This window comes from Longimonas sp. (assembly GCF_046498435.1).
In the GTDB taxonomy this organism is placed as follows: domain Bacteria; phylum Bacteroidota; class Rhodothermia; order Rhodothermales; family Salinibacteraceae; genus Longimonas.
Map to the genome: position 1 here is coordinate 1 of NZ_JAWOAR010000049.1, position 12,310 is coordinate 12,310.

Here is a 12,310-nt window from a genome sequence, read left to right on the forward strand (position 1 = left end):
GCCGAATGCTATCGGAACTGCACGCGTCCCGGGTTACAAGTCGCTAAACAGGTACCCCTCTCCAGGGGAGCGGCTTCGGGCGATGCGTTTGCACCTGTTTCTTCCTGCGCTAAACACGTACCCTGGCACTGCTAATCCGGAGCCGAGCGAAGCGAGGGCCGAAGGTCATGCCTGTGGTACGAACGAAGTAATCCATGCGCCGTTTGAGGAGCGCATTCCCGTCCCACATGAGGGGGACTTCATGAGAGCGCCCTACCGGTTCCTTCCTCCCTGCGGAGGCTAATCCTTGCACATAACTTTCTCTCTGATATTTTGTTAGCACAAGGGTTGTTTGCTTTACCACTTGTTCAACCATGTCCCCCTTTGCTATATCGACGGGATGGCCTGGGCCATTGAGTCCGCATTCAGATCATCGGTTTGGGGGATTTAGTTTACAGGATTCACACCTCTCCGCGGTATGAAGCCCTTGTATGAAGCCCTTGTATGAAGCCTTCTGGCCTCGAAGAAGTGGGCCGCCCGGACGAAGCCTGGAGGGACACGCTCGAACATTGATCCTGTTTGAGCGAGCCTGCGAGTGCGTTTGATCATTGGGTAGCTGTTAGATGGCAAGGGATCCCTTCCAGACAGTCATCCCGGCTCTGTTCCCGACCGCCGTTGTATACGCGCCAAGAAAAATGATAAAGCCCAAACGAAGGAGCCGCCGGTCGATTCAGCACAGCGTATACTCCAGAGTGAGAACGCTCTGTGGGGAACTGTATACGCCCGCGTCGTTGAACTACCCCCATCGTTGACTGCCTCACACATCACCAAGGTCTCAGCCCCGTTTCATGGAGTCGTACCGCCTACGCGTTCGTCTTTTTGCTGCCGCAATTGTAGGTGTGTTTGTGATATTGAGCGGGCGCCTGGTTTACCTGCAAGTCTTTGACAGCGAAACGTACTGGGGCGCCTCACAGAGTAACGCAGTGCGCGAGCGTCCGGTCGTACCCGCTCGGGGAGCACTCTACGACCGTGAGGGGACGCTGCTTGTCGATAATGCGCCAAGCTACACACTCATGTTCACGCCGCGCTACGTCGACGAATCCACACTGCCCGAACTGGCCACGCTCCTTGGGGTGGCAGATTCGGTCGTCACGGCGCGGCTGTCCGAAGCACGCGACTGGTCCTCGGTACGCCCAAGCCGCGCCTTCTCAAATCTTGACTTTGACACCTACAGCCGCATTCAAGAACGACTCTATCGCCTGCCCGGCGTCTCCTTTGATGTGGATGCCCAGCGGCGGTATCATACCGACATGCGCGCCCCGCACGCCCTTGGCTACGTCCGCGAGATAGACGGCACGCGCCTGGCCCAACTTCGCGATACAGGCTATCGACCCGGTGACCGGATTGGCGTGACAGGCATTGAGTCCGCATTCGAGTCGGAACTGCGCGGCACATACGGGAGCGAGTTTGTCGTAGTGGATGTGCGCGGCATGGAAGTGCAGTCCTACCGCGACGGTGCCGAGGACCGACCGCCCGAAAGCGGATATAATCTGCATCTGACCATTGACCACGAAGTGCAAGCGCTGGCCGAATCGCTCTTCGTGAACAAGCGCGGTGCAGCCGTAGCGCTCGACCCCGATTCGGGCGAAATCATCTCCTTCGTCAGCCATCCCGACTACGACCCCGATCTGTTCGCGCAGTCAATTCCAACCGCTACGTGGGACAGTCTCCAGTCGAACCCGGATGATCCGCTCTACAACCGCGCTACCATGAGCGGTTTTCCCCCAGGGTCTACCTGGAAGCCGTTCATGTCGCTCGTTGGGCTGGAGGAAGGTATCATCCCCGCCGGCAAAAACCAGCTTGTAGACTGCCCGGCGGGGTATCAGGTTGGAAGCCGGACCTTTCGTAACCACCAGAACAAAAGCCATGGGCGCATCTCGCTGGAGGAAGCACTGGAGGTGTCGTGCAACACGCTCTACTACGACGTGATGATGAATCTGGATGTGAACACCTGGGCCGAGTGGGCACGGCGGTTCGGATTCGGGCAAGAGGTCCCCTTCGATGTGAGCAACCAGCTTCCGGGACTTATCCCCGACTCGTCGTACTTCGACCGCACGTACGGCCGCTGGACGGCAGGGTACACGGTGAACTTGGGCATTGGTCAGGGCGACATGAGTGTAACGCCGCTCCAGATGGCACGCTACACGGCGGCCCTCGCCAACGGGGGCGATCTGCCCTCGCCCCACTTTGTGCGCTATGCCGAACATCCCGCCACGGGCGAGCGCATTATGGCCCAGCCCCCCCTCGGCGAATCCACAGGGGTCGCCCCCGAGCACCTCGACCGGGTGAACGAAGGCATGCGCCGCGTGATGGAGAGCGGAACGGGACAGTGGGTCAGCATTCCCGATATCGAAAGCGCCGGAAAAACGGGAACCGCCGAAAATCCCCACGGCGAAAACCACTCGCTCTTTATCATGTTTGCCCCCTTCGATGACCCTGAAATTGCCATCGCCGTAGCCGTTGAAAATGCCGGATACGGGGGGTCGGTGGCCGGCCCCATTGCCAGTTTCATGGCTGAAAAGTATCTCACGGGCTCCATTGCCGATACGTGGGAACGCCGCTACTGGATGGACCGCTTGCTCAACGAAGAGCGCAGCGCACCGATTACGCCCGACGTGGCGCCTGACCAACTCGATCCTGAAGAACGACAGTCCGAAGGGGCGCCCGCGGTACCCGTATCCACCCCGTAGTATCGCCCGGCTGGTGCCCCCTCACCGCTGGGTCTGCTCTGTCGTTTCCTGCCGAATCCCCACTTGCATGAAAGCCTGGTATCGCAACATCGACTGGATCACGCTGCTGGCGTGGCTGGTGCTTATCGGCATGGGACTGCTGGCTATCTATAGTAGCACACACGGCCCCGGCGCTGAGCATTTGCCCGCGTCCGTGCAGCAGAACTTCTACCGCCAGGCTACCTGGCTGGTTGTGGCAATCGGTGTCCTGGGAGGATTGCTGATGCTGTCTCCACGCACCATTATGTTTGGGGCGTATCCGTTCTACGGCTTAGTGCTGATCCTGCTCATTGCTACTCTGTTTTTTGGCCACGAGGCCGGCGGAGGCGCTCACTGGCTCGCGTTTGGGCCCCTCCGCCTTCAGGCCTCAGAACTTGCCAAGGTCGGGACAGTGCTGGCCGTAGCCCAACTCCTTTCCGATCGGCGAGCGGTGTCGGCGCAGCACATGGGCTACGCCCTGCGCGCTGCCGGACTCGTGGCCCTGCCGGCGCTGCTGGTGATGCTTCAGAACGACATGGGCACCGCGCTCGTGTTCGTGGGGCTCATCCCAATTGTGCTGTTCTGGGGCGGCCTCCCTATCTCGCTCATCCTGCTCATGATTGTGCCCGGCCTGGCGCTCTACGCCGGACTGCTCAGCGCCTGGGCCGCTGCAGCCGTCACGGTGCTCTTTACACTTGGCATGTGGATCGGTACGCGAAAGCGCATGCTTACGATCGCCGCCGCCGCGCTCAGCACAGCCGCGGGACTCATCGCTTCGTTTGCGCTCGTGCACATTCTGCGTCCGCATCAGGTAGCGCGTATCATCTCGTTCACGAATCCTGAGGCGGAGGAATTTCGGCAAGGGGTGGGCTTCCACCTCGTGCAATCGAAAGCTGCAATTGGGTCGGGGGGCATTTGGGGCAAAGGCTTCATGGAAGGCACCCAAACCCAGGGCGCGTACATTCCCGAACAGTCTACCGACTTCGTGTTCAGCGTCATTGCTGAAGAGTTCGGGCTCGTCGGAGCAGGGTTTGTGCTGCTGGTTCTGGGCTTTCTGCTGCTGCGACTCATTAAACTGGGGGCCGAGTCAAAGCATCCCTTTGGCAGCCTCGTTGCGGCTGGCGCTGTAGGGGTCTACCTTATCCACACCATCATTAACCTGGGCATGGTGATGGGACTGCTCCCCGTAATTGGACTCCCGCTGCCGTTCCTCTCGTACGGGGGCTCGGCACTCGTATCCTATACGCTCCTGCTCGGTATTGTCGTGAGCATTCACATGCGCCGCGATGCGCTCTCGATCTACGGATACTGACTACTGCTCTGTCACAGATGATTTATAAGGTAACGTATGGACTCCCACTTTATAGTCATCCATTGACATGTGACACACCACTACGGATACTGACGCTCTTCGGCAAGAACTGCACAGAAACGCTGGACTGCACCAGGGGTACCATTTTCCCAGTACATTGCTGTCTTCTCGTGTCCCGACCTAATTAGATCTATGACTACCTCGGCGTCGTCTCCCCCTTCCGAGTCTTCCCAAAACAGCACATCGTGGTCAACGCGTCGCTGGGTGGTGCTTGGCATCGCGGTGCTATTCTTTGGGTTCGTACTCTACGAAATGATAAATCCCTTTCCAGGGCAACCCTACCTGGAGGTACCGCACGGCGACCACGTGCACTACGTCCCCAAAGACCGCGACGATGATGCACGGCTCAACGACTTCCCAACCACGCGCCCCGGCCCTAACGAACGCATTCTGCCGAACGGACGCGTCATCGAAGAGGAGCCCTCTGAATAGCATCTTGCGCTTGGAGGGGTACCTGACGTTGCCATTTCATGTACTGTTTGTTGGATACGATGGGCCTGATGACTGTATGAGCCTTCCTGCCCTCACAACCGTTGCGCATCAGTGGATAGCTACCCACCTTACACCCGGTCAGCATGCGGTGGATGCCACGGCAGGAAATGGGCACGACACGGTATTCTTAGCCCAGCAGGTGGGCGCACAGGGCCGTGTTACCGCCTTTGATGTGCAGGTCCCCGCCTGCGCCGCCACCCGCCGCCGGTGCGCACAGGCAGAAGTATCCGACCGTGTAACCGTGGTGCACGCCGGACACGAAACCATGCGCGACCACGTTGAAGCGCCCATCCACGCCGCCATGTTCAACCTGGGCTACCTGCCGCGCCACGACCACACGCGCATCACCCGCCCTGACACGACGGTGGCCGCCCTCAACGCCGCCTGCGAACTCATGACCGGGGGCGGACTCCTCACCGTGCTCGCATACCGTGGGCACGAGGGCGGCCCCGAAGAGGCCCAGCACGTCCAAGACTGGATCGACGCCCGCATCGATACGCTGCGTATCCTGCAAAGTCGCCTGTACAGCGCCAACCCCGATGCTCCACTGCTCTGGGGCATTCAAGTGCCTGCAGCATAGCACCCTCCTACTCGTTTCCGTTCACTGTCGAACTGCGCTCCATGTGCCTAATTATCATGGGGGTCGAAGTACACCCCGACTACCCACTCATCATGGCCAGCAACCGCGACGAGTTCTACGCCCGGCCCACGCGTCCCGCACAGTGGTGGCCCAGCGCACCCCACATCTGCGCCGGGCGCGACCTGAAGGCGGGCGGCACGTGGTGCGGGCTCACCTGCGACGGACGCTGGGCAGCCCTCACCAACTACCGCGACTTCACGCGCCCTGTCCCCGACGGCCCCACCCGTGGTACCGTAGTTACCGACTACCTGCACGCCGACACCGCCCCCGAGCAGTACCTCGCAGCGCTACGCACCCTCACGCCGCGTGCCCCGTTTAACCTCCTGTTCGGACGCGGCAGCACCGCCTACTACATGGCCCATCCCGACCGTGCCCCCGAAGCCGTCGAACCCGGATGGCACGGCCTTAGCAACGCCTATCTGGATACCCCGTGGCACAAGGTAAACCGCGGCAAGCAGCGCATCATCGATGCCATTGGCGATACCGTGCATCCCGAAGCGCTGCTCGATGCGCTCCACGACACCACCCCCGCCCCGAACTCGCTTCTGCCCGACACCGGGCTTCCCCCCGATAAAGAGCGCGCAGTGTCGTCTATGTTCATCACCGGCGAGCAGTATGGGACGCGCGCATCCACCGTGATGCTGCAACACCGCAGCGGACGCTTCTTGTTCGCCGAGCGTCTCTACGTGTATGGCCGCGAGGCCACCACACGCACCTTCACCTGCGACCCAACCAGTACCGTTCCGTCCGACACCAGGCAGCAAGCCCCTGCCGACCTGCTCGTATCGGCGTAACGGGTAGCTCCCATAAAAACAGGGGGAAACCAAAGGCCGGCAGCATTGCCTCCGCTATCCCGATGCAACGCGCACCGCCCATGCCCCCGTGCCAGCGCCGTTGGCTCGCTTCGTGCAGGCTCCCGTACGCCCACCGCCCATTCCCGTCCGCATTCTCCCCACCCCTCGCATACACCGGACGCAACGCACGCTCCCACCCAACCCGCATCCTCACAGCGCCCTTCTCATCCCCCACGCCACCCCGTTCGCTCCAAACGTCCCTTGCGCTTAAATCCCCCGCTGGATATATTATGCCATCTGCGCTGAATCATTATACAGGTGTTTGCAATCGGTGAGCGACGAAACTCGCCTTAATGTCGCCGGGGACGCAAGCGGTACCGACAGCGGTCGGCACAGGTTACCCGGCTATGGGCTACAAATCCTTAGCCCGGAATCAGGAGCGGAGCGGATATCCCGGGCCGCCTCCAACCTAACGTGTACATCGAAGTCTCGCACCTGGTATTACATCCGCATGTTGACACCTGCTCCACACGACCGAACCCGCTGCCCACACCGCCCCCGTGTGCTGTGTCAACGGTGTTGATATAATTAGGAGTTGTGCTCCATGGTACATGACAAAAAAATTGCGAGCCTTCATATTAGTCCCGGGCATCAGCGCCTTCCTTGATCAGAGGCGTCGATCAAAACCGTTTCAACTGGACTGCTGCACTGTCACGCTTGATTGTTTCCCGTTTGAGCGCAAAATCCCTCCCCCTAAATCCCCCTCCTCCGAGGGGGACTCCATGAAAGCGCCCTACTGGTTCCTTCCTCCCCGGGGAGGAAGGGTAGGATGGAGGGGAAAATACGCATCTGAACCCAATCATTTAGGGTTGACAGCGGACTCCCTACAGAGCTAAGCAACCTCTTCAGCCGCTTCCGGCACGCTCCCCGCCATAGCCGTGTGCAGCGCCTCGGGGTCAAAGTGCGTCTGGATGGCGTCGTTGACCTCGTCGAGCGTTACGGCGCGGATGCGCTCGGGGAACTCGTCAAGGTAGCCCACGGGAAAGCCGCGCTCGGCATTGGTTAGGAGCGACTGCGCAACGCTCTTCGTGGTCGCCAGACCCACTTTGTAGGATCCGGTAATGGTCGTTTTCTTCGCGTCGAGCTCCTCTTCGGTGACGCCGCCCTTCACAAAGTCGCGCACGACCTGACGAGTAGCGTTCAGCCCTTGTTGCAGCGCCTCGGTGCTGAGGGTCACGCCAATCGTCCAGTTCCCGTCGTATTCGGTACTGATGCCAGACAGGCTCGACCGGATGCCGTACGTCAGGCCCATCTCATCGCGCACGGTGTTCATGAGGCGGGCCGAGAAGTTGCCGCCCAGCACGTAGTTGCCCAGGTAGAGCGGCAGATACGCATCGTCGTCGCGGCGGAGGGTGAGCGCGTGCCCCATGCGTACGTCGATGTTGTCGCGGTCGGCCATGGGCACGGTGGCGGTGCCGGGGGCGCAGGCGGTGGCGCGGGTCGCGTGCGTCGGATCGGGGGCCGTGCCATCCCACGAAGCAAACGCACCACGCACAGCGGTTTCCACCGCGTCGTGCTCCAGGTCGCCCGCTACCACCAGCGTGAAGGCATGTGGCGTGACGTGTTCGTGGTGATACGCCCGCACGTCGGCGCGGGTGGTTTGCTGCAGGCGCTCCAGTTCGTCCTCGAACGGACGGCTGTAGTTGGGGTGATCAACCGAAAACAGGCGCTGCATGAGGGCGCGCGAGGCGTGCGGAGCGGTGTCTTGCATCGAGCGCTGCACATCAGCCAACGTCTGTGCTTGCACCTTCGGGTATTCCGACTCGGGAAACGACGGCGTCTGCACCATGTCGGCACACACGTCGAGCACGGTCGGCAGATCGCTCGTGAGCGCCTGCCCCGACACATCCACGTAGAGCCCGTCGCTCGACAGCGAGAGCTGCGCGCCGCATTCTTCGAGCACGGCAGCCAGCTCAAAGCGATCGTGTGTGTCGGTGCCTTTGTCGAGCATCCCCACCATCAGGCGCTGCACCAGGTCGTCGTGTGCGCCCAGGTCAGGATGTGTGCGAAACGATCCACGCCACGAGACAAAACCGTCTACGGGCATCTGAAGGGTGAGCAGGCGGCACGGGCCTACGGGACGGTCGTGCACGCGGTCGGCATACGAAAGAGCGGAGCGATCCATAAAAGCAGAGGAAATCAGAATGGGGAACGACAAAAACGGCCGGGGCCAGCGGTATGCTACGCATCCGGTACGTACCAGCCGATGGTGTTTTGCGTGGCGTGCAGATGCTCCTGCGCCACCTGCTGCACGGCCTGCGGCGTAACGGCGCGGATGCGGTCAATGTACTCGGTGTAGAGCGTCCAGTCGCCCACAGCAATGGCTTCGTTAAGCTGCGAGGCAATCCGGTACGGCCCGTCGCGCCCGTAGGCTTCTTTGGCCACAAGCTGGCGCTGCGCCCGCGCGACTTCGTCGTCGGTTACACCCTCCTGTTGGATGCGCTCAATTTCCTCTTCGATTGCGGCTTCCACCGTTTCGTGGGTGGACGACGGCGTGAGGAAGGCAAAGAGGGAGAAGAGGCTCGGATCGCGCATCCGAAAGTTCATCGCGAACACGTCGGTGGTCAGCTCCTGGTCGGTGCAGCGGCGGTAGAGGCGACTGCCCTTGCCCGACGCCAGAATACGCGCCAGCACGTCAAAGGCATCGGCAGCGTCGGTGCGCCCGTGGGGCACCTTGTAGCTCGACAGGAGCGCCCCAAGTTCGCCATCCTGGTGCACCGTTACGCGGCGCTGTCCGCGCTGCTCGGGCTCGCGGGTGCGTACCTCGGGTATGTCGTGCGGAGCCGCGTCGATGCTGCCGAAGTGCTCTGCAATGGCTTGCAGATCGGCCTCTGCATCGACCGACCCGATGAGGCTCAGCGTGGCGTTATTCGGCCAGTAGAACGTGTCGTAGAAGTGGCGCAGGTCCTCGGGCTGCATCGTTTCGATGTCGCTGCGCCAGCCGATGGTGGGGTGATGGTACGGGTGCGCCACATACGCCGCGCTCCACACCGCGTCGAAAAGCCGCCGCGTGGGGTCGTTCTGCCCACGGTCGAACTCGTTCAGGATGACCGTGCGCTCCGACTCCACATCGTCGGGGGCCAGGCGGGCATTGCGCATCCGGTCGGCCTCGATGTCGAGCGCCATGCCTACATGCTCGCGCGGCAGCATCTCGTAGTAGTTGGTGCGATCGGTCCAGGTGGAGGCGTTGACCTGGGCGCCCACCCGCTGCAGCACGTCAAAAATGGAGGTGCCGTGCTCCTTATGAAAGCGCTCGGTGCCTTTGAACATGAGATGCTCCAGCATGTGCGTGGCGCCGGTGTGACCCGTGCGCTCGTTGCGGCTGCCCACATGGTAGGTAATCATCACGCTCGTAACTGGCGCGGCATCAATGGGATACAGCAACACCTGCAGACCGTTGGCGTCCAGCTCATACTGCTGGATGCCGCCGGATTCCTGCACGAACGAAAAGCCGTCTACTGGGACGGGCGATGGCGAAACAGCGGTACTCATACGAAACGGGGCGTCAAATGGGAAGAATGACTGTGCTGCACGAATAAGGAAAGCTTGGCGTTCCAGGCGCCGGTGCTGCGTATCCACAAAACGTACTTGTTCAACATGGTGCCATAGCGGAAGGCAATGACTGCGCCGTGCGTGGGAAGGATACAGTCAAATCGCAGTCGGCAATCAGTGCGCTTCCAACCAGTTATCGGCCAGCGCGATATCTACCGCCACGGGCACGCCGTCGAGCGGAAGCGCAGCGTTCATCTCAGCCTCGACGAGTGATTTCAGAGCATCTTCCTCGCCGGGGGCCACATCGAACACGAGCTCATCATGCACTTGCAGGAGCATCCTGCTGTTGAGTTTGCTCTGTCGGATGCGACTGTCGATGCTGTTCATGGCAATCTTGATCATATCCGCCTGCGTGCCCTGAATTGGCATGTTTACAGCCACGCGCTCAGCAGCACTGCGCCGGTTGGAGTTGCTGGCGGTGAGGTCGGGAATCGGGCGACGGCGTCCGCGCAGGGTTTCGGCGTATCCTTTGTTGCGGGCCTCTTCGACCAGTTGGTTCAAGAGGGAAGCCACGCCTGGGTAGGACTTCCGGTACTGGTCGATCAGCTCCTGGGCTTCCTCGACCGAGGTGCGAAGCCGCTGTGCCAGTCCCCACGGCGACACGCCATACGGAATGCCGTAGTTGACCTCCTTGGCCTTGCGCCGCTGGTCGCGCGTTACGTCGTCGGGGTCGATGTCGAAGACCCGTGCGGCGGCATCGGTGTGGATGTCACCGCCGTTACGGAAGGTCTCCTGCATTGCCTCGTCGCCACTCATGGAGGCCAGGATGCGCAGCTCGATCTGGGCGTAGTCGGCAGCCATGAGCTGCCAGCCCTCGCGCGGCACAAATGCTTTTCGGATCTCGCGCCCGACGGGTGTGCGAATCGGGATATTCTGCAGGTTGGGATCCGACGACGAAAGCCGTCCGGTGGCGGTGCGTGCCTGGTTGAAGCTGGTGTGGATGCGGTTGGTTTCCGGATGCACCAGTTCGCCGAGGCTGTCGAGATAGGTGCTTTTTAGCTTGTAGGTTTTGCGCCAGTCGAGCACGAGCCCGGGCAGATCATGCTGCGTAGAGAGCTCCTCCAGCACGCTTTCCTTGGTGGAGGGCCGCCCGGTGGAGGTTTTGGAGATGACCGGCAGATCCAGCTTCTCGAAGAGCACCGTGCCCAGCTGCTGCGTGGAGTTGATGTTGAACTCGGTGCCTGCGAGCTCATAGATCTGGCTGCCGATGTCGTCAAGCTCGTCGGCGAGGCGCTCAGAGATGGCATCGAGCACATCCGTATCCACCCGAATGCCGGTGTGCTCCATCTCGGCGAGGACCCGCACGAGTGGAAACTCCATCTCCGCGGCGATCGTCCACAGGTCGATCTCACGCAGCGCCTCTTCCAGGGGTCCGGTAAGCTGTAAGCTAATGTCGGCATCTTCGCAGGCATAGCGCGAGGCATCGGCAATGTCGACCTCGCGCATCGTGATCTGCGAGCGGCCCGAGCCAATCAGATTCTCGATGGGCTCCATTTTATAGTTGAGAATGGAGCGCGCTACATCGCCCAGGTTCTGCGCCTGCTCAGGATGCAACAGGTAGTGCGCAATCATGGTGTCGAAGATGGTGCCCTGCACATCCACGCCGTGGCGGCGCATCACCACCAGGTCGTACTTCAGGTTATGCCCAATGATTGTGGTATGCTGCTCAAGAACCGGTCGGAGCACATCGAGCACGTCTTGCGTGGAGGTGCCGTCGGGCAGCGGCGTAGGCACGTAGGTCGCCTCGTGGGGCGTCCAGGCAAACGACATCCCCACCAGCGACGCAATCATCGAATCGGTCGAGGTGGTTTCGGTGTCGAAGGCATAGCGGTCGTGCTCGGCCAGCGTTTCGGCGAACGCCTCCAGCTCCTCGCGGTGCTGAATGAAGTCGTAGGCGACCTTTTCCGGATCGAGCTCTTTCACCGCTTCGTACGGCCCAAAGTCAAACGAGAGCGCCTCACTGTCATCGCCCGGCTCGTTGGTGTTGGATTCGGAGGCCTCCTTGCCATCGCCATTCAGATCGACGCGGTCGAGCAGCGTTTCGAACTCGAACACCTCAAAGAGACGCCGCAGCTCGTCCATGTCCGGATTCGCCTGGCGGAGCTGGTGCCAGTCGAGCCCGAAGTCGACATCGGTCTTGATCTGCACGAGCTTGCGGCTCATGCGGGCCTGATCGGCAAACTCCTTCAGGTTCTGCCCGCGTTTGCCGCCCACCTCATCGGCATGAGCAATGACCGATTCCACGTCGGGATACTCACGCAGCAGCTTCTGCGAGGTCTTTTCGCCGATGAGCGGCACACCGGGCACGTTATCCGAGGAGTCGCCCCAGAGGGCGAGCATATCGATGAACTGCGACGGCTCCAGCCCCATCTCTTCCCGAAAACTGGCGGCGGTAATGTGTTCAAAATCTTGATCACCGCGTGCCGGTTTGTACATAGAAATGGACGGTGACAGCAGCTGCTTGAAATCCTTGTCGGGCGACACGATAACGACCTCAGCGCCATCCTGCTCGGCATCGCGAGCGAGGGTGCCGAGCAGGATGGCGCTGAGGTCGTTATCGTGTCGCCCGACAAGGATTTCAAGCAGCTGCTGTCACCGTCCATTTCTATGTACAAACCGGCACGCGGTGATCAAGATTTTGAACACATTACCG

Annotated in this window: 8 protein-coding genes; 5 read left to right on the top strand and 3 right to left on the bottom strand. The window is 61.0% G+C overall.

The features are described 5' to 3' along the window. The first annotated feature begins 827 nt into the window (after positions 1-827). The 5 genes from mrdA to R6U20_RS01985 all read left to right on the top strand — a co-directional run bounded on the left by mrdA (position 828) and on the right by R6U20_RS01985 (position 6,045). Positions 828-2,729 carry a penicillin-binding protein 2 gene (gene mrdA / locus R6U20_RS01965; protein WP_410336193.1) on the top strand — a complete coding sequence of 634 codons (1,902 nt, stop codon included), beginning with the start codon at positions 828-830 and terminating at the stop codon, positions 2,727-2,729. Positions 2,730-2,796: 67 nt separating this feature from the next. Next, positions 2,797-4,059: a rod shape-determining protein RodA gene (gene rodA / locus R6U20_RS01970; RefSeq protein WP_410336194.1), complete on the top strand. Its 1,263-nt coding sequence runs from the start codon at positions 2,797-2,799 to the stop codon at positions 4,057-4,059. 192 nt (positions 4,060-4,251) lie between these two features. Continuing rightward, positions 4,252-4,551 carry a hypothetical protein gene (locus tag R6U20_RS01975; RefSeq protein WP_410336195.1) on the top strand — a complete coding sequence of 100 codons (300 nt, stop codon included), beginning with the start codon at positions 4,252-4,254 and terminating at the stop codon, positions 4,549-4,551. Continuing rightward, positions 4,457-5,191, top strand: coding sequence for a class I SAM-dependent methyltransferase (locus tag R6U20_RS01980; RefSeq protein WP_410336200.1), 735 nt, complete (start codon positions 4,457-4,459; stop codon positions 5,189-5,191). Before R6U20_RS01975 ends, R6U20_RS01980 begins: the two co-directional genes overlap by 95 nt. A 41-nt stretch (positions 5,192-5,232) precedes the next feature. After that, positions 5,233-6,045 carry an NRDE family protein gene (locus R6U20_RS01985; RefSeq protein WP_410336196.1) on the top strand — a complete coding sequence of 271 codons (813 nt, stop codon included), beginning with the start codon at positions 5,233-5,235 and terminating at the stop codon, positions 6,043-6,045. A gap of 892 nt (positions 6,046-6,937) precedes the next feature. Here R6U20_RS01985 and R6U20_RS01990 read toward each other — a convergent pair. From R6U20_RS01990 to polA, 3 genes are all read right to left on the bottom strand, one after another. Beyond that, complete coding sequence (locus R6U20_RS01990; RefSeq protein WP_410336197.1) at positions 6,938-8,230, bottom strand: M16 family metallopeptidase; 1,293 nt, start codon at positions 8,228-8,230, stop codon at positions 6,938-6,940. Positions 8,231-8,286: 56 nt separating this feature from the next. Then, on the bottom strand, positions 8,287-9,597 hold the full coding sequence (locus R6U20_RS01995; RefSeq protein ID WP_410336198.1) for a M16 family metallopeptidase: 1,311 nt from the start codon (positions 9,595-9,597) through the stop codon (positions 8,287-8,289). 174 nt (positions 9,598-9,771) lie between these two features. Continuing rightward, positions 9,772-12,141: a DNA polymerase I gene (gene polA, locus R6U20_RS02000; RefSeq protein ID WP_410336199.1), complete on the bottom strand. Its 2,370-nt coding sequence runs from the start codon at positions 12,139-12,141 to the stop codon at positions 9,772-9,774. Positions 12,142-12,310: the final 169 nt, after the last annotated feature.